19 protein-coding genes are annotated in these 22,676 nt (G+C 70.7%); 10 read left to right on the forward strand and 9 right to left on the reverse strand.

All coding sequences use genetic code 11. The features are described 5' to 3' along the window. Positions 1–68: 68 nt before the first annotated feature. Entirely contained in the window at positions 69–1,103 is a 1,035-nt protein-coding gene (gene glpX / locus ACFU97_RS04620; protein ID WP_384250783.1) for a class II fructose-bisphosphatase, read from the forward strand. Between the two features lie 94 nt (positions 1,104–1,197). On the opposite strand, the gene ACFU97_RS04625 is transcribed toward glpX, so the two are convergent. Further along, positions 1,198–1,572 (reverse strand): WhiB family transcriptional regulator, encoded by a 375-nt coding sequence (locus ACFU97_RS04625; RefSeq protein ID WP_384250785.1) that lies wholly within the window; start codon positions 1,570–1,572, stop codon positions 1,198–1,200. 174 nt (positions 1,573–1,746) lie between these two features. After that, positions 1,747–2,454, reverse strand: coding sequence for a DUF1707 domain-containing protein (locus tag ACFU97_RS04630; RefSeq protein ID WP_384250787.1), 708 nt, complete (start codon positions 2,452–2,454; stop codon positions 1,747–1,749). Positions 2,455–2,600: 146 nt separating this feature from the next. On the opposite strand from ACFU97_RS04630, the gene ACFU97_RS04635 reads away from it, so the two are divergent. The 4 genes from ACFU97_RS04635 (at position 2,601) to ACFU97_RS04650 (ending at position 9,076) form a co-directional block, all read left to right on the forward strand. Beyond that, a complete protein-coding gene (locus tag ACFU97_RS04635) occupies positions 2,601–4,268 on the forward strand; it encodes a fumarate hydratase (protein ID WP_384250789.1) in 1,668 nt (555 codons plus the stop codon). 250 nt (positions 4,269–4,518) lie between these two features. Then, a complete protein-coding gene (locus ACFU97_RS04640) occupies positions 4,519–5,904 on the forward strand; it encodes a class II fumarate hydratase (RefSeq protein ID WP_384250791.1) in 1,386 nt (461 codons plus the stop codon). Positions 5,905–5,976: 72 nt separating this feature from the next. Then, positions 5,977–6,672 (forward strand): DUF402 domain-containing protein, encoded by a 696-nt coding sequence (locus ACFU97_RS04645; RefSeq protein WP_384250794.1) that lies wholly within the window; start codon positions 5,977–5,979, stop codon positions 6,670–6,672. 322 nt (positions 6,673–6,994) lie between these two features. Next, positions 6,995–9,076, forward strand: a complete 2,082-nt coding sequence (locus tag ACFU97_RS04650) for a SpoIIE family protein phosphatase (protein WP_384250797.1) — start codon at positions 6,995–6,997, stop codon at positions 9,074–9,076. A 64-nt stretch (positions 9,077–9,140) separates the two neighbouring features. Here ACFU97_RS04650 and ACFU97_RS04655 read toward each other — a convergent pair whose 3' ends face one another. Next, positions 9,141–11,516, reverse strand: coding sequence for a transglycosylase domain-containing protein (locus ACFU97_RS04655; protein ID WP_384250799.1), 2,376 nt, complete (start codon positions 11,514–11,516; stop codon positions 9,141–9,143). Between the two features lie 255 nt (positions 11,517–11,771). On the opposite strand from ACFU97_RS04655, the gene ACFU97_RS04660 reads away from it, so the two are divergent. The 5 genes from ACFU97_RS04660 (at position 11,772) to ACFU97_RS04680 (ending at position 16,591) form a co-directional block, all read left to right on the forward strand. After that, a complete protein-coding gene (locus tag ACFU97_RS04660) occupies positions 11,772–12,689 on the forward strand; it encodes an SPFH domain-containing protein (RefSeq protein ID WP_384250801.1) in 918 nt (305 codons plus the stop codon). Continuing rightward, positions 12,689–12,934 (forward strand): hypothetical protein, encoded by a 246-nt coding sequence (locus ACFU97_RS04665; RefSeq protein WP_384250804.1) that lies wholly within the window; start codon positions 12,689–12,691, stop codon positions 12,932–12,934. The genes ACFU97_RS04660 and ACFU97_RS04665 overlap by 1 nt, the downstream gene beginning before the upstream one ends. Positions 12,935–13,050: 116 nt before the next feature. Next, complete coding sequence (locus ACFU97_RS04670; protein WP_384250807.1) at positions 13,051–13,575, forward strand: PadR family transcriptional regulator; 525 nt, start codon at positions 13,051–13,053, stop codon at positions 13,573–13,575. Continuing rightward, positions 13,572–14,261 (forward strand): ABC transporter ATP-binding protein, encoded by a 690-nt coding sequence (locus ACFU97_RS04675; RefSeq protein ID WP_384250809.1) that lies wholly within the window; start codon positions 13,572–13,574, stop codon positions 14,259–14,261. Before ACFU97_RS04670 ends, ACFU97_RS04675 begins: the two co-directional genes overlap by 4 nt. Continuing rightward, positions 14,258–16,591, forward strand: a complete 2,334-nt coding sequence (locus ACFU97_RS04680) for an ABC transporter permease (RefSeq protein WP_384250812.1) — start codon at positions 14,258–14,260, stop codon at positions 16,589–16,591. The genes ACFU97_RS04675 and ACFU97_RS04680 overlap by 4 nt, the downstream gene beginning before the upstream one ends. A gap of 48 nt (positions 16,592–16,639) precedes the next feature. Here ACFU97_RS04680 and ACFU97_RS04685 read toward each other — a convergent pair whose 3' ends face one another. From ACFU97_RS04685 to ACFU97_RS04710, 6 genes are all read right to left on the reverse strand, one after another. Then, entirely contained in the window at positions 16,640–17,068 is a 429-nt protein-coding gene (locus ACFU97_RS04685) for a hypothetical protein (protein WP_384250814.1), read from the reverse strand. A 4-nt stretch (positions 17,069–17,072) separates the two neighbouring features. Then, entirely contained in the window at positions 17,073–17,459 is a 387-nt protein-coding gene (locus ACFU97_RS04690) for a roadblock/LC7 domain-containing protein (RefSeq protein WP_384250816.1), read from the reverse strand. Between the two features lie 54 nt (positions 17,460–17,513). Further along, a complete protein-coding gene (locus ACFU97_RS04695; RefSeq protein WP_384250819.1) occupies positions 17,514–18,338 on the reverse strand; it encodes a MarR family transcriptional regulator in 825 nt (274 codons plus the stop codon). Positions 18,339–18,514: 176 nt separating this feature from the next. After that, positions 18,515–19,894, reverse strand: coding sequence for an AI-2E family transporter (locus ACFU97_RS04700; RefSeq protein WP_384250822.1), 1,380 nt, complete (start codon positions 19,892–19,894; stop codon positions 18,515–18,517). Between the two features lie 138 nt (positions 19,895–20,032). Further along, the gene (locus tag ACFU97_RS04705; protein ID WP_384250824.1) at positions 20,033–20,725 is read right to left on the reverse strand and encodes a transglycosylase SLT domain-containing protein; all 693 of its coding nucleotides are present in this window, start codon (positions 20,723–20,725) and stop codon (positions 20,033–20,035) included. Between the two features lie 429 nt (positions 20,726–21,154). Next, on the reverse strand, positions 21,155–22,480 hold the full coding sequence (locus ACFU97_RS04710) for a PhoH family protein (protein WP_384250827.1): 1,326 nt from the start codon (positions 22,478–22,480) through the stop codon (positions 21,155–21,157). Between the last annotated feature and the right edge of the window lie 196 nt (positions 22,481–22,676).

Raw genomic sequence — 22,676 nt, forward strand, 5'->3', positions numbered from 1 at the left:
CGGACTGACGATAGAGTCGTGGGTCGAACCCTCATCCGGCCGTCGTCGTATCAGAAAGGTGCGCCTCGATGACCGAGCATCATCACTTGCCGTCCGAACTCGAAGTCCCCAGCGAAGCCCCCGACCGGAACCTCGCCCTGGAACTCGTCCGGGTGACCGAAGCAGCCGCGATGGCCGCGGGCCGCTGGGTCGGGCGGGGCGACAAGAACGGCGCCGACGGTGCCGCGGTGCGCGCCATGCGGACCCTCGTCTCCACCGTGTCGATGAACGGCGTGGTCGTCATCGGCGAGGGCGAGAAGGACGAGGCCCCGATGCTCTTCAACGGGGAGCAGGTCGGTGACGGGACCGGGCCCGAGTGCGACATCGCCGTCGACCCGATCGACGGCACCACGCTGACGGCCAAGGGCATGCCGAACGCCATCGCCGTGCTGGCCGCCGCCGACCGCGGCTCGATGTTCGACCCGTCCGCCGTGTTCTACATGGACAAGCTGGTCACCGGGCCCGACGCCGCCGACTTCGTGGACATCAACGCCCCGGTGTCGGTGAACATCCGCCGGGTCGCCAAGGCCAAGCGCTCCACGCCCGAGGACGTCACCGTCGTCATCCTCGACCGGCCCCGGCACGAGGGGATCATCAAGGAGATCCGGGAGGCCGGCGCCCGGATCAAGCTGATCTCCGACGGCGACGTGGCCGGTTCGATCTACGCGATGCGCGAGGGCACCGGCGTCGACATGCTGCTCGGCATCGGCGGCACGCCCGAGGGCATCATCTCGGCCTGTGCGGTGAAGTGCCTGGGCGGCACCATCCAGGGCAAGCTGTGGCCGAAGGACGACGAGGAGCGGGCGCGGGCCGTCGACGCGGGCCACGACCTGGACCGGGTGCTGATGACCGACGACCTCGTCTCCGGCGAGAACGTCTTCTTCGTCGCGACGGGCATCACCGACGGCGAGCTGCTGCGCGGTGTGCGCTACCGCTCGGAGACCGCGACGACCGACTCGATCGTGATGCGGTCGAAGTCGGGGACGGTGCGCCGGATCGATTCCGAGCACCGGCTGAGCAAGCTGCGGGCCTACAGCGCGATTGATTTCGACCGCGCCAAATAGGCCGGAAACCGTTCACCGAATCCGTTCGGCGGACAACGGGAAATCGGGCGCCCCCTGGTGCGGAAGGGGGCGCCCTTTCTGTTGCCTCTCGCGACTATCCGGCCTGGGCTATGCGCGCGGGCGGGACCGCTTTCTTGAGTTCCATCTCGCGGCGGCGGCGCCGGGCCAGGACCACACGGCGCTCGGCGGCCGTGAGACCGCCCCAGACGCCGTAGGGCTCAGGTTGCAGGAGTGCGTGCTCGCGGCACTCGACCATCACGGGGCACCGGGCACAGACGCGCTTGGCCGCCTCCTCGCGGGAGAGCCGGGCGGCGGTGGGTTCTTTTGAGGGGGCGAAGAACAGGCCTGCCTCGTCGCGCCGGCACACCGCTTCGGTGTGCCATGGAGCGTCTTGGTCCCTGTCCCGCACTGGCACCCGCTGGGCCGGAACAGCAGCTACCTGCAGGGACGAATGCGGCGGTTGCAGCACGGTCTACTCCTGACGACGGCTTCGCGAGCGAGAGACGATGCAGCAAGGCCTACCCGCTGTGCGCGTGCCTATGCACTGAGTTCCGAACCGCTGGATTTCGGGTACTCGTGGGGGTCGACGTGCCCCGGCCGGGGGTGGACCAATTCCCTTCCGGTGCGACCGGATTAGCAAACGTCAACGATCCAGATGTTTGCGCAAATTCCGGTCGACCTTGCGCTGAACCCGGTCCAGAATGTCGGCGACGAGCCTGCCGCGCTTCGGCCGCGCCTCGACGTTGCCGAGGACGGCCCAGCCGTCGACGTAGACGACCGGGGCGTCCGGTTCGGCCGAGTCGAGGGTGTCCACCTCGAAGTTGCCGAGCACGCCGCCGCCGGTGCCGCGCAGCGACACGTTCTCCGGGACGCGGATCTCGACGTTGCCGAAGACCGAGACCGTCTTGACCACGACCTGCTGGTACTCGAAGAGCGCCTCGCTGAGGTCGATCTCCACGCTGCCGAAGATCGCGTACGCGTGGATGCGGCGTCCGGCGCGCCAGCGGCCCTTGCGGACGGCGCTGCTGAACACCGCCACAACGTTGTCGTCCGGGTCGGCGGGGATCGCGCCCGCGGTGGGGCGGTTGGGGGCCGCGGCGAAGGCGGGGGCCCCGCGGCGCTGGTGGGCGGCCGGCAGGTCCCGTATGAAGACGTCCAGTTCGCCGACCGTCTTGGCGGCGAGCACGCCCTCCACCCGCTCGGCGTGCTCCTCGGCGGTCAGCCGGCCCTCGGCGAGGGCGTCACGCAGGATGTCGGCGACACGGTCGCGGTCGGCGTCCGAGGCGCGCAGCTCGGCCGGCGCGGGTGCGGGTTCGGCGCGCTGGTGAAGGTCCTGCTTCTGAAGGTCCACGGCAGCAGCGTACCGAAACGCGATAGATCGCGACTACCCCCAACTGAGGACAACCTCACAAGCCCGCCCTTCACGGCAGGTTCTACGCTGGTGAGCGCCCGCCAGTGTCGGCGGGCGGCCGTCTGTCGAGTGAGGAATGGGCTGCGATGCCTGAGTTCGCGTACACCGATCTGCTCCCCATGGGAGAGGACACCACCCCCTACCGGCTGGTGACCTCCGAGGGTGTCTCCACCTTCGAGGCCGACGGGCGGACCTTCCTCAAGGTGGAGCCGGAGGCGCTGCGCAAGCTGGCCGCGGAGGCCATCCACGACATCCAGCACTACCTCCGCCCGGCCCACCTGGCGCAGCTGCGCCGCATCATCGACGACCCCGAGGCGTCGAGCAACGACAAGTTCGTCGCCCTCGACCTGCTGAAGAACGCGAACATCGCGGCCGCGGGCGTGCTGCCCATGTGCCAGGACACCGGCACGGCGATCGTCATGGGCAAGCGCGGGCAGAACGTCCTCACCCAGGGCGGCGACGAGGAGGCGCTGAGCCGGGGCATCTACGACGCCTACCACAACCTCAACCTGCGGTACTCGCAGATGGCTCCGCTCACCATGTGGGAGGAGAAGAACACCGGCTCGAACCTGCCGGCCCAGATCGAGCTGTACGCCACCGACGGCGGCGCCTACAAGTTCCTGTTCATGGCCAAGGGCGGCGGCTCCGCCAACAAGTCCTTCCTGTACCAGGAGACCAAGGCCGTCCTGAACGAGTCCTCCATGATGAAGTTCCTGGAGGAGAAGATCCGTTCGCTGGGCACGGCCGCCTGCCCGCCGTACCACCTGGCGATCGTCGTCGGCGGCACGTCCGCCGAGTACGCGCTCAAGACCGCCAAGTACGCCTCCGCGCACTACCTGGACGAGATCCCGGCCGAGGGCTCGGTGCTCGGCCACGGCTTCCGGGACAAGGACCTGGAGCAGAAGGTCTTCGAGCTGACGCAGAAGATCGGCATCGGCGCGCAGTTCGGCGGCAAGTACTTCTGCCACGACGTGCGCGTGGTGCGCCTGCCGCGGCACGGCGCCTCCTGCCCGGTGGCCATCGCGGTGTCCTGCTCCGCCGACCGCCAGGCCGTCGCGAAGATCACCGCCGAGGGCGTCTTCCTGGAGCAGCTGGAGACGGACCCGGCGCGGTTCCTGCCGGAGACGACGGACGAGCACCTGGAGCAGGACGGCGACGTCGTCAGGATCGACCTCAACCAGCCGATGGACGACATCCTCGCCGAGCTGACCAAGTACCCGGTCAAGACCCGGCTCTCGCTCAGCGGCCCGCTGGTCGTGGCCCGCGACATCGCGCACGCCAAGATCAAGGAGCGCCTGGACGCGGGCGAGGAGATGCCGCAGTACCTCAAGGACCACCCGGTCTACTACGCGGGTCCCGCGAAGACCCCCGAGGGATACGCGTCCGGTTCCTTCGGTCCCACGACGGCCGGCCGCATGGACTCCTACGTCGAGCAGTTCCAGGCCGCGGGCGGCTCCAAGGTGATGCTGGCCAAGGGCAACCGCTCCCAGCAGGTCACCGACGCGTGCGACGCGCACGGCGGCTTCTACCTCGGCTCCATCGGCGGCCCGGCCGCCCGCCTCGCCCAGGACTGCATCAAGAAGGTCGAGGTCGTCGAGTACGAGGAGCTCGGCATGGAGGCCGTCTGGAAGATCGAGGTCGAGGACTTCCCGGCGTTCATCGTGGTGGACGACAAGGGCAACGACTTCTTCCAGAACCCGGCGCCGCAGCCGACGTTCACGTCGATCCCGGTCCGGGGCCCTGGCCTGGCGTAGCACCTGGGGTGCGGCGGGAGGCGGTCTCGCCCCCGTCGCCCCTACCCGTCCCGGCCCATGGGCTGCCACCCCCTCGACCCCGCCTCCTGGACCCCATCGGCCCTGGAGGCCCCGTCCTCAACGCCGGACGGGTCGAAGGGGTGCCGTCGAACGCCCAAGTCGAACGACGTAGTTCCGCCGGGTCTTGCGCCGGTCCCGCGATCGGCGCAAGACCCGGAACATCCGGAGCCCGCCGGTCGCTGTACCGGGCATGAGCGATTACCGCATCGAGCACGACTCCATGGGCGAGGTCCGGGTACCGGCGGACGCCAAGTGGCGGGCCCAGACGCAGCGTGCCGTGGAGAACTTCCCGATCTCGGGGCAGCACATCGAGCGGGCCCACATCGAGGCGCTGGCGCGCATCAAGGGCGCCGCCGCGAAGGTGAACGCGCGGCTGGGGGTGCTCGACAAGGACGTCGCCGAGGCGATCCAGGAGGCGGCCGCGGAGGTCGCCCGCGGGGAATGGGACGAGCAGTTCCCGATCGACGTCTTCCAGACCGGCTCGGGCACCTCGTCCAACATGAACACCAACGAGGTCGTCGCCACGCTCGCGAGCGAGCGGCTCGGCCGGGACGTGCACCCCAACGACCACGTCAACGCCTCGCAGTCGTCCAACGACGTCTTCCCCTCCTCCATCCACATCGCCGCCACCGCCGCCGTCACCCGCGACCTCATCCCGGCGCTGGAGCACCTCGCCGCCGCCCTGGAGCGCAGGTCCGAGGAGTTCGCCGACGTCGTGAAGTCGGGCCGGACGCATCTGATGGACGCCACCCCGGTGACGCTGGGCCAGGAGTTCGGCGGATACGCGGCCCAGGTGCGGTACGGCGTCGAGCGGCTGTACGCCTCGCTCCCCCGCCTCGCCGAGCTGCCCCTCGGCGGCACCGCCGTGGGCACCGGCATCAACACCCCGCCCGGGTTCTCCGCCGCCGTGATCGAGGAGGTCGCGCGGGTCACCGGCCTGCCGCTGACCGAGGCCCGCGACCACTTCGAGGCGCAGGGCGCGCGGGACGGCATCGTCGAGACCAGCGGGCAGCTCAGGACCGTCGCGGTCGGACTGACCAAGATCGCCAACGATCTGCGGTGGATGTCGTCCGGGCCCCGGACCGGGCTCGCCGAGATCAACCTGCCGGACCTGCAGCCCGGTTCGTCGATCATGCCGGGCAAGGTCAACCCGGTGATCCCCGAGGCCGTGCTCATGGTCGCCGCCCAGGTCGTCGGGAACGACGCGACCGTGGCCACCGCGGGCGCCGCCGGGAACTTCGAGCTCAACGTGATGCTGCCGGTCATCGCCAAGAACGTCCTGGAGTCGGTGCGGCTGCTCGCGAACGTCTCCCGGCTGCTCGCCGACCGGACCGTGGACGGGATCACCGCCAACCGGGAGCGGGCGCGCGAGTACGCCGAGTCGTCCCCGTCCGTGGTCACCCCGCTCAACAAGTACATCGGCTACGAGGAGGCCGCGAAGGTCGCCAAGAAGTCGCTCGCGGAGCGCAAGACGATCCGCCAGGTCGTCCTGGAGGGCGGCTACGTGGACCGCGGCGACCTCACCGAACAGCAGCTCGACGAGGCACTGGATGTCCTGCGGATGACACGTCCGTGACGTTTCGACGCCCCGGCGCGAACCGTGACGCGCGCCGCAGCGTCGTATGCCTGTGGCACCTAATATCTGTTCATGGCAGAGGGTGGAGCGGTGAGAGCGGACCTGGCGGCGGACGGCGGGACGAGCTTCTGGGCCCCCGGGACACAGATCCTGTGGCGGTACCGGGAGAACGGCGGCGCGCGCTTCCACATCGCCCGCCCCGTCACCGTGGTCCGCGACGACTCCGACCTGCTCGCCGTCTGGCTGGCGCCGGGCACCGAGTGCGTGCGGCCCGTCCTCGCCGACGGCACCCCCGTGCACGTCGAGCCGCTCGAGACGCGTTACACCAAGCCCCGGACCGTCCAGTACGACCGCTGGTTCGGCACGGGCGTGCTGAAGCTGGCCCGGCCGGGCGAACCCTGGTCGGTCTGGCTGTTCTGGGAGCCCGGCTGGCTGTTCAAGAACTGGTACGTCAACCTCGAGACGCCGCTGACGCGTTGGGGCGGCGGAGTCGACTCCGAGGACCACTTCCTCGACATCTCCGTGCACCCGGACCGCAGTTGGCACTGGCGGGACGAGGACGAGTTCGCGCAGGCCCAGTGGGACGGGCTGATGGGCGCCGAGATCGCCGAGCGGGTGCGGGAGGCGGGTCGCTCGGCCGTGGAGGTGATCAGCGCCTGGGGCCCGCCGTTCAGCGACGGCTGGCAGCACTGGCGCCCGGATCCGTCCTGGGCTGTACCGTCTTTGCCGGAGGATTGGGACCGTACGCCCGCGCACGTGTCCACATGAGACCCTTGATGCGCCCCCGGTCCGCAACCGTAGGATCGTCCTCCGCAAGGGTGCGCAGTAGCAACTCCCGGAGCATGCGCTGGGCTTGACCGATCGTCACCGAGGGGCGGCAGGACGTGAGCGAGGGGTACGAGGGCAACATCCGCGGGGTGCGCCCCGCGAGCCGCAGTCGGTGTGCCCGCGGCACAGGAACAGCCTCTGACCACGCGGGAATTCCGTTCCGGGGACACGTATTCCGGGTATCGGCATTCCTGCGGGACGAACTGCGCACGCCAGGCGCAGCCCCGGACGGACGGATTCGACACGCGTGACGGAGCACCCCATGTCCTTCGAGCGCCCGCAGCCGGGCGCCGACCCTGCGGCGGACCCCCGCGGGGCGCTCCTGCACACCCCGGCGCCGGTCCCGCCCGCGGCCGCCTTACCGGCACAGGCCCGCACCGGAGAGACGCCGTCGACGCCGGGCACGGCCAAGCCGTGCGGCAAGGGAAAGGAACCGGCCTCGCCTCCCTCCGACACCACCGGCCCCGAGCACTCGCAGCCCGCCGCCGTCGAACCCGGAACGCATCGCCCGCGCCCCGCGCCCGAGGCCATCCCGGACCAGCCCGGCGCCGAGCCGGCGCGTCCGCAGGACGGCGGAGGTCAGGAACGCCGTAGCGGACAGGCCCTGTCGCCCGGGCGTCCCACGCCGATGCGGCGGGACGGCGACCGGCTGCGCTTCGTGGGCGCCGCCACCCGGCGGATCGCCCGCGGCATCGACCTCGACGAGATCGTCATGGGGCTGTGCCGGGCGACCGTGCCGACCTTCTCCGACGCGATCCTCGTCTATCTGCGCGACCCGCTGCCCGTCGGCGACGAGCGGCCCACGGGCCCGCTCCTGCTGCGGCTGCGGCGCACCGACCGGATCCCGGCGGAGCGCGACACCGAGGGCGGTTTCTCGCCGGCGCTGCAGCCCGAGCCGCCGGAGATGACCGGTCTCGACGCGGTCGGCTCCGAGATCTGCGAGGTCCGGCCGGGCAGTGCGCTCGCGGAGGTGCTGCGAGGGGTGCGCCCGGTCTTCACGGACGCGCCCGCCGCCCGCGCCGCCCTGCCCGAACTCCTCGGCGAGACGGGTGAGTTCCTGGTGCCCGGCGGCCAGCGCGCGATCCTCGCCCCGCTGCGCGGCCGGCGGCGCGTGATCGGCGCGGCGCTCTTCCTGCGCCGCCCGGAGCGCCTCGCCTTCGAGGCCGACGACCTCCTGGTCGCCGCCCAGCTCGCCACGCACAGCGCGCTCGGCATCGACAAGGCGGTGCTCTACGGCCGCGAGGCGTACATCGCCGACGAGCTGCAGCGCACCATGCTCCCGGAGACGCTGCCGCGGCCCACGGGCGTGCGCCTGGCCTCCCGCTACCTGCCCGCTGCGGAGACCGCGCGGGTGGGCGGCGACTGGTACGACGCCATCCCGCTGCCCGGCAGCCGGGTCGCGCTGGTCGTGGGCGACGTGATGGGCCACTCCATGACGTCGGCGGCCATCATGGGCCAGCTGCGCACGACCGCGCAGACGCTGGCCGGACTCGACCTGCCGCCGCAGGAGGTCCTGCACCACCTCGACGAACAGGCGCAGCGCCTGGGCACCGACCGCATGGCGACCTGCCTCTACGCGGTCTACGACCCGGTCTCGCACCGCATCACGATCGCCAACGCCGGCCATCCGCCGCCGGTCCTGCTGCACCTGGGCGGCCGCGCCGAGGTGCTGCGGGTGCCGCCGGGGGCGCCGATCGGCGTGGGCGGCGTCGACTTCGAGGCCGTGGAGCTGGACGCGCCCGCCGGGGCGACCCTGCTGCTCTACACCGACGGGCTCGTCGAGTCGCGCCTGCGGGACGTGTGGACCGGCATAGAGCAGCTGCGCGAGAAGCTCGCCGCGACCGCGCAGCTGACCGGACCGGACCATCCGCCGCCGCTCGAGGCCCTGTGCGACGAGGTGCTCGACATGCTCGGCCCCGGCGACCGGGACGACGACATCGCGCTGCTGGCGGCCCGCTTCGACGGGATCGCGCCCAGCGACGTGGCGTACTGGTTCCTGGAGCCCGAGGACGCCGCGCCCGGGCGGGCCCGCAGGCTCGCCCGGCGCGCGCTGTCCCGCTGGGGCATGGAGGACCTCAGCGACTCCGTGGAGCTGCTCGTCAGCGAGGTCGTGACCAACGCCGTGCGCTACGCGTCCCGGCCCGTCACGCTGCGGCTGCTGCGCACCGACGTGCTGCGCTGCGAGGTCGGCGACGACGTGCCGCAGCTGCCGCGGCTGCGGCAGGCGCGGGCGACCGACGAGGGCGGCCGCGGGCTGTACCTGGTGAACAAGCTGGCCCGGCGCTGGGGCGCGACGCGGCTGAGCACCGGCAAGGTGGTCTGGTTCGAGCTGAACCGGATCTAGGGGGCCGTACACGTGCGAGGGGCGCCCGGCGTACTGCCGGGCGCCCCTCGCCGTGCCGTCGCTCCTACTGCTGCTGGCGGTTGTTCGGATCCAGCGGGTTCTCGACGCCGCCGGTCGTCGGTGTCCCGGTCGGGGTCTGGGTCGGCGTCTGGGTGGGGGTCTGCGTCGGCGTCTGCGTCGGCGTCTGGCTCGGCGACTTCGACGGCGACTGGGACGTCGGGGGCTCGCTCGACGGTGTCTCGGAGGGCGTCTCGCTCGCCGACTTCGTGGGGGTCGGCGTGAAGGTCGGCTGGACCGCCGCGCCCTGCGTGGTGTCCAGGTCGAACTTCAGGCCCGTGGCGGAGACACCGAAGGTGTACGCCGCCCAGATCTGCGCCGGGAAGCCACCGCCGTTGACGCGGTCGAAGCCGCCCGCGTGGTACATCGAGACCTGGGCGCCGTTCTTCTTCGACTCGCCGAACAGGCCGACCGAGGTGACCAGGTCGGGCGTGTAGCCGGTGAACCAGGCCGAGCGGTTCTCGTCGGACGTACCGGTCTTGCCGGCGACCTTGCGGCCGTCACGCTGTGCGTTGTCCCGCACCGACACCTTGGCCGTACCGTCGTCGACCACGCCTGTCAGCACCGAGGTGACCGTGTCGGCGGCCTCGCGGCTGATGACCTGCTCGCCGACCGCCTTCGGCAGGGTGACCTGGTGCCGGCTGTTCTCCACCGACTTGAGGATGGTCGGCGTGACCTTCTTGCCGTGGTTGTCGAGGGACGCGTAGACCCCGGCCATCTGCAGCGGGCTCGCGCCCATGGTGCCCAGGGTCTGCGCGGGCACCGCCTTGAGGTCGCCGGTGTCCATGCCGAGGGCGCTGCCGACCTTGAGCACCTTGTCCATGCCGACGTCGACGCCCATCTGCGCGAAGACGGAGTTGACGGACTTGTTCATCGCCGTCTGGACGCTGATGTCGCCGTAGTCCGCGTCGTCCTCGTTCTGGGGCGCGAAGCCGACCTTCGTGCCGTGGTCCACGACCGGGCGCCTGCTGGTGCCGTCGTAGACCGTGTTGGCGGCGATCGGCTTGCCGGTCTGCGTCTGGGCGTCCTCGTCCAGGGCCGCGGCGAGGATCACCGGCTTGAAGGTCGAGGCGGGCTGGTAGTCGGTGCGCGTCGCGTTGTTGCGGAAGTGCTTGTAGTAGTCCTGGCCGCCGTACATCGCGACGACCGCGCCGTTCTTCGGGTTCACGGAGACGGCACCGGCCTGCACGTCGGCGTCGACCGAGCGCTTCTTCGCATCGAGCTTGCTGGTCAGCTGCGACTTGGCGGCCTTCTCCAGCGCGGCCTGCTTCTTCTTTTCGATGTTGAGCGTGATGGTCCAGCCACCGGCCTTGACCAGGTTCTCGGCGTCGTTGATGTTGTCGGCGGTGCCCTGCGCGACGAGCTGCTTGGCGAGCTGGTTGTTGGCCGCGTCCACCAGGTAGCCGGTCTGGCCGCCCATGCCCGGCGCCGCCTTGGGCGCCTTGGGGACGGGGAACTTCAGGCCGTCGCGCTTGCCCTTGTCGAGCCAGCCCTCCTCGACCATGTTGTCGAGGACGTAGTTCCAGCGGGCCTGCACCAGCCTCTTGCCGGTGTCGGTGGCGATCGCCCAGTCGTACTGGTTCGGCGCCTGGAGCAGCGCGGCGAGATAGGCGCCCTGCGCGACGCTCAGGTCCTGGGCGTCGACGCGGTAGTAGGCCTGCGCCGCGGCCTGGATGCCGTAGGCGCCGCGTCCGTAGTAGCTGGTGTTGATGTAGCCGGCGAGGATGTAGTCCTTGGACTTGGTGCGGTCCAGCTTCAGCGAGATGACCAGTTCCTTCAGCTTGCGCGAGACGGTCTGGTTCTGCGTCAGGTAGTAGTTCTTGACGTACTGCTGGGTGATGGTCGAACCGCCCTGCGCGCCCTTGCCGGACAGGGTGTTGAGCAGACCTCGGGCGGTGCCCCTGAGGTCGACGCCGTTGTCCTTGTAGAAGGACTTGTTCTCGGCGGCGACGAAGGTGCGCTGGACGCCCTTGGGCACCTTGGCCAGGTCCACGATCTCGCGGTTGCGCTGGCCGTCGCGGGTCATCAGCGAGCCGTCGCTGTACTTGTAGACGTTGCTCTGGAGCGTGGCGTCGGCGTTGCCCTTGGGTATCCCGATCATCATGTACAGCGCGATGAACGCGCCCATGCCGAGCAGGCACACCCCGAAGAAGGTCCCCACGATCTTCTTCCAGGTGAACATCCGGCGTATGAAGCTCCGGCCGTCCTTGCCCTTGCCCTTGGTCCGGCCCCGGCCCTGGGCCGCCCTGCGGGCCGCCGCCCGGCCTCCGACGACCGTCACGGGCTCCTGGGCCGACGCGGTCGTGCTCGCCGTGGAAGAGCGCGTGGGCGCCGCGCGGCGGCCACCGCGCTGTCGCGCTCGTCTGTCTTCCGCTCGTCCCATTGGTCCGTTCCGCTCCGCTTCGCTCATGTGTGCTCACACGTCACACAGGTTCGCCGCTCAAGTCAGCTCAAGAAGCTAACACCGTGACATGTGACGAAGGTCCGTCGATCCGGCCTTTTGCGGACGTGACAATCAGCACCCGCCCCAACGGAACCGACGGCTGAAGGGGGTTGAGGGTTGCTCTGCGGAGTAAAGTGTTATCACTTAGCTAGAACGGCGCTAACAGACGAACGCGCCACGAGAACGGGGGCCCTCATGTCCGCACAAGACTCCGCACCCGCGGCCGACGTCCCGGAGATGCCCGCACCGCGGGTCCGGGAGTTCGCCGCGCACAGCATCGGCGGCGCGCTCGCGCTGCTGCTCGGACTGCTCGGGGTGCTGGTGGCGATCGGCCTGTTCGCGGCCGCCTCGGTCAGCCCCGGCTTCGCCGTCGGCGGCGTCGTCGTCCTGATCGCCGCGCTCATCTCGCTGCGCGGGCTCAACACCGTGGCACCGGGCGAGGCCCGTGTGGTCCAGCTCTTCGGTCGCTACCGCGGCACGATCCGCCAGGACGGCCTGCGCTGGGTGAACCCCTTCACCTCGCGCACCAAGATCTCCACCCGCGTCCGCAACCACGAGACCGCGGTCCTCAAGGTCAACGACGCCTACGGCAATCCGATCGAGCTCGCCGCGGTGGTGGTCTGGAAGGTGCGGGACACCGCGCAGGCGACGTTCGAGGTGGACAACTATCTGGAGTTCGTGGCCACGCAGACCGAGGCCGCGGTCCGGCACATCGCCATCGAGTACCCCTACGACGCCCACGACGAGGGCGGGCTCTCGCTGCGCGGCAACGCCGAGGAGATCACCGAGAAGCTCGCCGTCGAGCTGCACGCGCGCGTGGAGGCGGCCGGCGTGCAGATCATCGAGTCGCGGTTCACGCATCTCGCGTACGCTCCCGAGATCGCCTCGGCGATGCTCCAGCGTCAGCAGGCCGGAGCGGTCGTGGCGGCCCGGCGGCAGATCGTGGACGGAGCGGTGGGCATGGTCGAGGCGGCCCTCGCGCGGATCACCGAGCGGGACATCGTGGAACTGGACGACGAGCGCAAGGCGGCGATGGTGTCCAACCTGATGGTGGTGTTGTGCGGGGACCGGGCGCCGCAGCCCGTCCTCAACACCGGGACCCTCTACCAGTAATGGCGTCCTCCGAGGGGCCCCCGCCCTCGCCCGAGCGCCGGCCGCAGCAGCGCAAGCAGGTGCTGCTGCGGCTGGATCCGTCGGTGTACGAGGCGCTGGCGCGGTGGGCCGGGGACGAGCTCCGGTCCGCCAACGCCCAGATCGAGTTCCTGCTGCGCCGGGCGCTGGCGGACGCGGGGCGGCTGCCCGGGGAGGCGCGGCCGATCCCGCGCCGGGGCCGGCCTCCCACCGGCCCGGAGCGCTGAGGACCCTGTGACAGAGCTGTGACAATCGGCCCCCACCTGCGGGGCCGCACACCCCGCCATGATCTACACACTCCGCGTATACATCAGGCGTATACACCGTGTGTAGAGTGCTCCGCATGTCCATCGGTCACACCCTTCTAGGACTCCTGGAGTCCGGGCCGCGCCACGGTTACGACCTCAAGCGGGCCTTCGACGAGAAGTTCGGTCACGACCGGCCGCTGCACTACGGCCAGGTCTACTCGACGATGTCGCGCCTGCTGAAGAACGGGCTCGTGGAGGTCGACGGGATCGAGGCGGGCGGCGGGCCCGAGCGCAAGCGGTACGCGATCACCGACGCCGGGATCACCGACGTGGAGCGCTGGCTCGCGACGCCGGAGGCGCCCGAGCCGTATCTGCAGTCGACGCTCTACACCAAGGTCGTCCTCGCGCTGCTCACCCACCGCGACGCGGCCGACATCCTCGACCTGCAGCGCTCCGAGCACCTGCGGATGATGCGCATCCTCACCGACCGCAAGCGCAAGGGCGACCTGGCCGACCAGCTCATCTGCGACCACGCCCTGTTCCACCTGGAGGCCGACCTGCGCTGGCTGGAACTGACCGCCGCACGCCTCGACAAGCTCGCGGAGGTGGTGGCCAAGTGACCCCGCCCCCCGGCTCCCTGCTCGCGGCCGAGAATCTGCACAAGACGTACGGGCCGACCACCGCGCTCGACGGCGCCGAGTTCTCCATCCACCCCGGCGAGGTCGTCGCCGTCATGGGCCCCTCCGGCTCCGGCAAGTCGACACTGCTGCACTGCCTCGCCGGCATCGTGACGCCCGACACGGGCTCGATCACCTACAACGGCCGCGAGATGGCGACCATGAGCGACGCCGCGCGCAGTGCGCTGCGCCGCTCGGAGTTCGGCTTCGTGTTCCAGTTCGGCCAGCTCGTACCGGAGTTGACCTGCGTGGAGAACGTCGCCCTGCCGCTGCGGCTGAACGGCACCTCCCGCAAGGAGGCCGAGCGGACCGCGCTGACCTGGATGGAGCGGCTCGAGGTCGACGACCTGCGCAAGAAGCGCCCCGGTGAGGTCTCCGGCGGTCAGGGGCAGCGCGTCGCCGTCGCCCGGGCCCTGGTCACCAGCCCCCGGGTGCTGTTCGCGGACGAGCCGACCGGCGCGCTCGACTCGCTCAACGGCGAGCGCGTGATGGACCTGCTCACGGACGCCGCCCGGTCCACCAACGCCGCCGTCGTCCTCGTCACGCACGAGGCCCGGGTGGCCGCGTACTCGGACCGCGAGATCGTCGTACGCGACGGCAAGTCGCGGGACATGGAGCGGGCGGTATGAGGGGGCGGCAGTGGGCCGACGACCTGGCCATGGGGATGCGGTTCGCCTTCGCGGGCGGGCGTGAGGGCTGGACCCGGGCCCTGCTGACGGCCGTCGGCGTCGGGCTCGGGGTGGCGCTGCTGCTGCTGACCACCGCCATTCCGAGCGCGCTGTCCGAGCGGGACAGGCGGGGCAGCGCCCGGGACGACTTCACCTACAGCGGGAAGGTGCTGCCGAAGGCGGACGACACCCTGATCATCGCCTCGACCGACACCACCTTCCACGGCGCGGACGTGCGCGGCCGGCTCCTCCAGCAGGAGGGGGCCAAGGCGCCGCTGCCGCCGGGCGTCGCGACGTTCCCGGCGAAGGGCGAGATGGTCGTCTCGCCCGCGCTGAAGAAGCTGCTCGCCTCCGGCTCCGGCGAGCTGCTGCGCGAGCGCATCCCCTACCGGGCCGTGGGCACCATCGCCGACCGGGGGCTCGTCGGGCCCGGCGAACTCGCCTACTACGCGGGCGCCACCGGCCTGGAGCGGCATCTGGCCGGCGGCAGCGTCGAGCGCATCCACTACTTCGGGCCCTCCCCCAACAATCGGCCGGACGGGCTCGACCCGATCCTGATCCTGCTCGTCACGATCATCTTCGTGGTGCTGCTGCTGCCCGTCGGCGTGTTCATCGCCGCGGCCGTCCGCTTCGGCGGCGAGCGCCGCGACCGCCGGCTCGCGGCGCTCCGGCTGGTCGGCGCGGACGGCCGGATGGCCCGCCGGATCGCGGGCGGGGAGGCGCTGGCCGGGGCGCTGCTGGGGCTTGTCCTCGGCACCGTCTTCTTCCTCACGGGACGTCAGCTGGCGGCCTCGCTGCAGGTGCGCGACATCAGCGTCTTCCCCAGCGACCTCAACCCGTCGCCGGCGCTCGTCCTGGTCGTGGCCGTCGCGGTGCCCGCCGCGGCCGTCCTCGTCACCCTGTTCGCGCTGCGCGGAGTCGTCATCGAGCCGCTCGGCGTGGTCCGTACGGCCAAGCCGCCGCGGCGCCGGCTGTGGTGGCGGCTGCTGCTGCCGCTGGCCGGACTCGCGCTGCTGTACCCGATGATCGGCCAGGGCAACGACAACGGGAACTTCAACCAGTGGATGGTGATCGGCGGCACCGTGCTGCTGCTGATCGGCGTCACCGCCCTGCTGCCGTGGATCGTCGAGGCCGTGGTGGCCCGGCTGAACTCCGGGCCGGTCTCCTGGCAACTGGCCGTACGCAGGCTCCAGTTGAGCAGCGGCTCGGCCGCCCGCATGGTCAACGGCATCGCGGTCGCGGTGGCCGGCGCGGTCGCCCTGCAGATGCTGTTCGCCGGGGTCGAGCACGACTACACCAAGTGGACGAGGAACGACCTCGACCGGGCGCAGATGGAGATCTCCGTACGCGGCGACGTCCCGCTGTCCGAGGTGGACCACAAGCTCGCCGCGACCGAGGGGGTGCGCCGGGTCACGGCGCTGTCGCTCGGCTCGCTCGGCGACGGGCCGAAGGACCCGAACAACGAGCTGGAGGTGGCGGTCGGCAGCTGCGCGCAGCTGCGCGAGGTGGCCCGGCTGACGTCCTGCCGCAACGGCGACATCTTCCGCATCGACGGCGACGAATACGGCACCGAGACCAAGAAGCTGGTCACGGCCGGCCGCACGCTGTACTTCGACCCGGCCTACAGCGGGTCGAGCAGCCACCCGGCGGCCTGGAAGGTGCCCTCCGGGGTGAAGACGGCGGGACAGCGCGAGGACCCCACCGGCTACAAGCGCGGCGGACTGCTCATCACCTCGGGCGCGCTGCCGGCGGCCGCGACGCCCGGCCTGAGCCAGAAGGTGTACCTCTCGCTGGACCGGTCGATGCCGGACGCCGACGAGTACGCGCGCAACACCGCCGCCGGGCTGGATCCGCTGGCGGACGTGTTCACGCTGACGTCGACCAAGCAGTCGCTGCAGTTCCGGTCCATCCGCACCGGGCTGTTCGTGGGCGCCACCTGCGTGCTGGTGCTGATCGGCGCGAGTCTGCTGGTGTCGCAGCTGGAGCAGTTGCGCGAGCGCAAGAAGCTGCTGTCCTCGCTGGTGGCCTTCGGCACCCGGCGCCGCACGCTGAGCCTGTCGGTGCTGTGGCAGACGGCGATCCCGATCGCGCTCGGCCTGCTGCTCGCGTCGGTGGTCGGGCTGACGCTGGGCGTGGTCCTGCTGAAGATGACCGGCGCCACGGTGAGCGTGGACTGGGCGAGCGTGCTGTCGATGACCGGCATCGGGGCGGCGGTCGTCCTCGCGGTGACGCTGCTCAGCCTGCCGCCGCTGCTGCGGCTGATGCGGCCGGACGGGCTGCGCACCGAGTGAGCCCCTGGCGCAGGCCCCTCCCCGGTGCGGGGAGGGGCCTGCCGTCGTTCACAGGCTGTACTCCCGTACCACCCGCCGCACCTGGGCGAAGAGCATGCCCACGTTGACCGACTTGCGGCAGACGACGACGGCGACGACGTCCTGCTGCTCGTTCATGCGCACGAACAGGTGTGTGAGGTTCTCACTGTTGACCAGGATCTCCTGGAAGAAATGGTTGTCGCTCTGGATGCCGCGGCGCTCCTTGAAGACGTCCTCGATCATCACGACCGTGCGTCCCTGGAACAGGTCGAGGGTCGCGCCCGCCAGCAGGTCCAGGACCTCGGGCGGATGGTTGTCGATGGTCTCGTACGAGAGCAGCATCCCCGTGGACATGTCCACGACGCCCGAGGCGACGCACTCCGGGGCGTCGGTGCGAAGTGCCTTGACCAGGCCCATCACCTGGTCCGAGAAACCGGTGGTCATACGCTTCGTCGCCATCCCTTCAGACTCCTTCTGCCGTCTTGTGCCTGAGGATCGAACCGATGCGATCCAGTGCTGGTGCGGTCGCCCGGTGCAGCCGGTCGACATCCATGCCCTCGTCGCCCAGAACGACCATCAGCGCGGTGTCACCGACGGCGTAGAAGGCGGCACAGCCGTGGCTGCCGTACGTCACCGTCTGGCGCAGCGCGCCGCGTGAGGTCGCCTGCGCGGTACGGCGGGCGAGCCCGAGTCCTGCCGCGGCGAGCGCGGCGAGGCCCTCCGGGTCGATCGTGTCGGCGGTGTCGGCCGCGATCAGCAGTCCGTCCGCCGCCGCGACCGCGGTATCGGTGATACCGGTCACCTGCTCCCGCAGGCCGCGCATCTCCAGCGCGAGGGCTTCGTGGTCCATGTGCTCAACTCCCGTGTGTCTTTTCACAGTTCGGTACGCGTCTGGTCGGTTCGATCACTTCGGGGATCCGTTTCGGAGGCGGAAGAAGCCGTTCGGTCTGCGACGGGGGAGAGTGACCGGCGCCGGCGGTTCCGGCGGCGGTGGCGCGGGGGGCGGCGGGGTGCGGCTGTGGATGCCCTCCGGGGCCACGCGGACCGCGATGGGCGCCGGCTCGGGCGGGCACCGCAGCAGGCCCTCGGTGAGCATGCGGGAGACCTCGACCGTGACCGTGTAGACCCCGCGGCCGGTACGGAAGGCGAGGTCTCGGGCGGTGCGGCGGCCGTCGGCGTGGGCGAGCAGATCGGTGCGGAGCTCGCCGAGCGGGGCGGTGGACTCCGGTACGGGCAGCGGCCGTTCACGGTCGGGGTGCACAGGGTGGGGCAGCGCGGCGAGGGCTCTCAGCTTGCGGGCGGCGTCCTCCAGCAGCCGTGCGCAGGGCTCGCCGACGGAGACCGGAGCGGGCGGCTCCACGCCGGCCTCCACGCGCTCGCAGTCCTCGACGCGGCCCGCGAGGATCGCGAACACCGCGTCCTGGAGCGCCATCGCGCACACCACCGCGAGCTGGGCCGCACCGGCGTAGCCGCCGGCGACCAGTCCCGCGGCCGGCCAGCGGGCGCCCCCGCCCTCGCGCACCAGCGCGGCCCACTGCTCGCCGTCCACCCGCCCGGACCGCAGCAGCAGCGCTTCCGGCCCCGGCGACCCGGGCGACTCGGCGGCGACGATGAGTCCGTGCCGCAGGTGCAGCACGCCGCCCGGCGACCCGGTCACCCGCAGGGCACCGGTCCACCCCTCGCGCCCGCAGGCAGCGAGAGCCCGTGCCAGCAGGTCGTGACCCGACATGACACCCCCTGTCGCGTACCGCTGAGGGGGGAATTCGTATCAGGCCGAACGCATATTCCGGCCGGAGATTTCCGACCTGTCCCCAGGTGACGGAAGTTGCACCCGGAGTCCGTTCAATTGGCTTTGTTCGGCGCGCATTTGATCGAACGGCGAACGCAATTCAGGCGCCTCGAAGGTCAGCTGCGGGCGCCCTCGGAGCCGTCCTGGGCGGGCGCCTCCCCGGCGCCCGCGCCGGTCCGCGCGACCTCGTCCTCGATCTCCTGCGGAGCCTCCGCCGGGGGCTGTTCGTCGCCGCCGGGAATGTGCTCCGCCGAGTACGCCCGCAGATACGCCACGACCGTGTTCGACACGGCCACCAGCGGCACGGCCACCACGGCACCGCCGATCCCCGCCACCATGCCGCCGGCGGCGACCGACAGGACCACCGCGAGCGGATGGACCCGCACCGCGCGCCCGAGGATGAACGGCTGGAGGATGTGGCCCTCGATCTGCTGGACCGCGAGCACCACGGCGAGCGTCATCACGGCCGTGAACACGCCCTGGGTGACCAGCGCGACGACCACCGCCAGCGCGCCGGAGGCCACCGCGCCGACGAGCGGGATGAAGGAGAACAGGAAGATGAAGACGGCCAGCGGCACGGCCATGGGCACGTCGAGGAAGTAGATGCCCAGGCCGATGAAGATGGCGTCGATCAGGGCGACGAGCACCGTGCCGCGCACGTAGGCGGTCAGCGTGCGCCAGGCCCGCGGACCCGCGCCCGCGATGGCGGGACGGGCCGCCATGGGCACCAGCTTCAGCGTCCACTCCCAGATGCGCCGGCCGTCGTAGAGCAGGAAGAGGGTGGAGAAGAACGTCAGCAGGATGCCGGTCAGCGCCTCGACCACGACCTGCACGCCCTCGAGGCCCGCCGAGGTGATCTGGTCGGTGTTCGCGCCGACCGCGTCCCGCAGGTTCTTGGCGATCTGGTTGATCTGCTTGTCGGTGACGTGGAAGGGGCTCTTCAGCAGCCAGTTGCGCAGGTCGTCGATGCCGCTCTGGATCTGGCTGGAGAGGTTGTCGATGTTCTCCATGACCTGCCAGGTCACGAACCACCCGATCAGGCCCATGACGACGAAGCCGAGGATCGCCGTCAGCGCGGTCGCGGGGCCGCGCGGAACGCCGTGCCGCTTGAGACGGGCCACCGTCGGCTGGAGCAGAGCCGTGATGAGCAGGGCGACGACGAAGGCGAGGACGACGAGTTGTACGGCGCTGATGACCCGCATCAGCACCCAGACGGTGCCGGCGAGCACCAGCAGCCGCCAGCCGGCCTCCGCCGCGACCCGCACGCCCCACGGCACGGCCTGCGCGGGCTCGGGGCGCACCGGCCGGGCAGGGCGCGGCGACGGCACCTCGGCCGTGCGTTCCGGGGCCGGCTTCGCCCCGTTCTTGCTCCGGGAAGACGGTGTGTCGTCCTCGGTGGACTCCCGTTCGACCTCGGCGCGGCGTTCGTCCAAACGCTCACTCACCTCGGTCAGGCCGGCGCCGATCCGACCGAGCCACCCTGGCACTCGCGACATGATGCGTCCTCTTCCCCCGTCTGTCCCCACCACTCCCCCCTGGAGCCGTTGCGTTCGACCGTACAGGGCGAAAGCCCCTCCCCCTATGACGGGGAGGGGCTGCGCAAGGTTGAGAGACGGGCCGAGGACCTCGGCGGCTCAGTACCAGCTGTTGGCCTGCCAGAAGGACCAGGCCTCGCACGGGCTGCCGTACCGGCTGTTCATGTAGTTGAGGCCCCACTTGATCTGGGTGGCCGGGTTGGTCTGCCAGTCGGAGCCGGCGGACGAGTACTTCGAGGCGGGCAGCGCCTGGAAGAGGCCGTAGGCGCCGGAGCCGGCGTTGACCGCGTGGTAGTTCCAGCTGGACTCGTGGTCCACGATGTTGCTGAAGCACTGGAACTGGCCGCTCGGCACCATCTGCCGGGCCATCGCCTGGATCTGGCTCACGGAGTACGAGCTCTGCACGGGGAAGTCGGCCGAGGTGGCCTTGCTGCGGCTGGCAGCGGCCTTCGCCGCGGCACGCTCCTTGGCCTCCTTGGCAGCCTTCTCCGCCGCTTCCTTCTTGGCGATGGCGGTGTCGGCGGCAGCCTTGCGGGCCGCCTCCTCGGCGTCCTTCTTGGCGCTGGCGTCGGCCTGGATCGCCTGTGCGTCGGCCTGCTGCGTCAGGGAGGCGGTCTGCACCTGGGCCTGCTGGCCCGTGGGTATGTCCGCCAGGAGCGTCGCGTCGGATGCCGTCGCTTCGGCGTCGTTGGGCTGGGCAGTGCTGCCCGAGGCAACTCCGACAACGCTTCCGACGGCGGTGACCGCGGTGGCCGAGGCCACTGCGAATCCCCGGACCGAAATCCGGCTCACTCGGTTTCCTTCCAGCATCGCCCGCTTCGGTGACCCTGGCGGACGCAATCGTGCCCCTGACGCTGGCCTCCCCACTGCTTGGTCACGGGAGGCACGGGCCCGGTGGGCAACTCCTGCTGGAGGAGCGCCGCATGGTGCTCGGGCGGCATACGACGACGCTGTGGAGTTAGCTGTGGTGCTTCTGTGGTGCCGTACCGCTGGGGGTACAGGTGTGTCGTATGCGGGGCCTGACAGGAGTGAGACTCTGCCGTAACCGGACGCCGGGTGGCAATTCTGAGTTGCGTGTGAAAGCTCACATCCCGTTTGACCCTGGGGATTTTGAGAAACGGCAGCACGCGAAGGCGCCGCCCGGCTAGGCTCGCAGCCTTTGCTGGACGGCGCCAACTGACGCGTAACCGGCCCCAATTGGGCCTAGGTCGGTGAGACCGGCTAGATCTGCCCGTCTTCGAGCATTTCGGTCACAAGGGCCGCGATCTGGGACCTCTCGGACCTCGTCAGCGTGACATGCGCGAAGAGCGGATGCCCCTTCAACTTCTCGACGACGGCGACCACTCCGTCGTAGCGACCGACGCGCAGATTGTCCCGCTGTGCCACGTCATGGGTGAGAACCACCCGTGAATTGGCCCCGATCCGGGACAGAACGGTCAGCAGCACGTTCCGTTCCAGCGACTGCGCCTCGTCCACGATCACGAACGCGTCGTGCAGCGAGCGTCCGCGGATGTGGGTGAGCGGAAGGACTTCGAGCATGCCGCGCGCGGTGACCTCCTCGATGACCTCGCGGCTGGTGACCGCGGACAGCGTGTCGAAGACCGCCTGCGCCCAGGGGCTCATCTTCTCGGCCTCGGAGCCGGGCAGATAGCCGAGTTCCTGCCCGCCGACCGCGTACAGCGGACGGAAGACCATCACCTTCTGGTGCTGACGGCGCTCCAGCACGGCCTCCAGACCCGCGCACAGCGCGAGCGCCGACTTGCCGGTGCCGGCCCGGCCGCCCATCGAGACGATCCCGACGTCCGGGTCGAGCAGCAGATCCAGCGCGATCCGCTGCTCCGCGCTGCGGCCCTTGATGCCGAAGGCCTCCCGATCGCCGCGCACCAGGCGGATGTTGCCCTCGGGCGTGACCCGGCCGAGGGCCTTGCCGCGCTCCGACTGGATCGTCAGGCCCGTGTGCACGGGGAGGTCGGAGACCTCCGGCACGTAGACGTGCCCTTCCTCGAAGAGGATGTCCACCTGCTCGCCGGGCAGGGTCACTTCGGACATTCCGGTCCAGCCGGAGGAGTCCGTGATCGCCAGTTCCGCGCGGTACTCCTCGGCGAGGAGACCGACGGACGAGGCCTTGATCCTGAGCGGCAGGTCCTTCGAGACGACGGTGACGTCGAAGCCCTCGGCCTGCAGATTGCGGGCGACCGCGAGGATGCGGGAGTCGTTGTCCCCCAGGCGGTAGCCGCTCGGCAGCACGCTGGGGTCCGAGTGATTGAGCTCGACACGGACGGTCCCGCCCAGTTCACCGATCGGGATGGGGGCGTCGAGGCGGCCGTGCCGGACCCGGAACTCGTCGAGCAGGCGCAGGGCCTGCCGGGCGAAGTAGCCGAGTTCGGGATGGTGCCGCTTCGCCTCCAGCTCCGTGACCACGACGATGGGGAGCACGACCTCGTGCTCGTCGAAGCGGCTCAGGGCGTTCGGGTCGGCCAGCAGGACGCTGGTGTCGAGAACATAGGTGCGCCGGTCTGGCTTGTGGCGCTTTGTGCTGGTCACCACGGAAGGACGTACCCCCTCGGATGAGGTCGGGGAGCGACGGAGTGGAGCTGGGCCGGTCGACGGCCGCCATGCACGGGCCGAAAACCGGCCCTCCGCCTTTTCGTCCGTGCTGTGACCGCACGATCGGGCTGGTGCAAAGGGCCTCCCGGGCGGACGGCCCCGTGCCGTCCGCTGAGATCCGACACCCGTGGTTCGG

The sequence above is a fragment of the Streptomyces sp. NPDC057616 genome (assembly GCF_042800575.1).
Lineage (GTDB): Bacteria > Actinomycetota > Actinomycetes > Streptomycetales > Streptomycetaceae > Streptomyces.

Coding starts and splice junctions, on each gene's coding strand:
- glpX (WP_384250783.1), top strand. CDS start 69: ATGACCGAGCATCATCACTTGCCGTCCGAACTCGAAGTCCCCAGCGAA.
- ACFU97_RS04635 (WP_384250789.1), top strand. CDS start 2,601: ATGCCTGAGTTCGCGTACACCGATCTGCTCCCCATGGGAGAGGACACC.
- ACFU97_RS04640 (WP_384250791.1), top strand. CDS start 4,519: ATGAGCGATTACCGCATCGAGCACGACTCCATGGGCGAGGTCCGGGTA.
- ACFU97_RS04645 (WP_384250794.1), top strand. CDS start 5,977: ATGGCAGAGGGTGGAGCGGTGAGAGCGGACCTGGCGGCGGACGGCGGG.
- ACFU97_RS04650 (WP_384250797.1), top strand. CDS start 6,995: ATGTCCTTCGAGCGCCCGCAGCCGGGCGCCGACCCTGCGGCGGACCCC.
- ACFU97_RS04655 (WP_384250799.1), bottom strand. CDS start 11,516: ATGGGACGAGCGGAAGACAGACGAGCGCGACAGCGCGGTGGCCGCCGC.
- ACFU97_RS04660 (WP_384250801.1), top strand. CDS start 11,772: ATGTCCGCACAAGACTCCGCACCCGCGGCCGACGTCCCGGAGATGCCC.
- ACFU97_RS04665 (WP_384250804.1), top strand. CDS start 12,689: ATGGCGTCCTCCGAGGGGCCCCCGCCCTCGCCCGAGCGCCGGCCGCAG.
- ACFU97_RS04670 (WP_384250807.1), top strand. CDS start 13,051: ATGTCCATCGGTCACACCCTTCTAGGACTCCTGGAGTCCGGGCCGCGC.
- ACFU97_RS04680 (WP_384250812.1), top strand. CDS start 14,258: ATGAGGGGGCGGCAGTGGGCCGACGACCTGGCCATGGGGATGCGGTTC.
- ACFU97_RS04685 (WP_384250814.1), bottom strand. CDS start 17,068: ATGGCGACGAAGCGTATGACCACCGGTTTCTCGGACCAGGTGATGGGC.
- ACFU97_RS04690 (WP_384250816.1), bottom strand. CDS start 17,459: ATGGACCACGAAGCCCTCGCGCTGGAGATGCGCGGCCTGCGGGAGCAG.
- ACFU97_RS04695 (WP_384250819.1), bottom strand. CDS start 18,338: ATGTCGGGTCACGACCTGCTGGCACGGGCTCTCGCTGCCTGCGGGCGC.
- ACFU97_RS04700 (WP_384250822.1), bottom strand. CDS start 19,894: ATGTCGCGAGTGCCAGGGTGGCTCGGTCGGATCGGCGCCGGCCTGACC.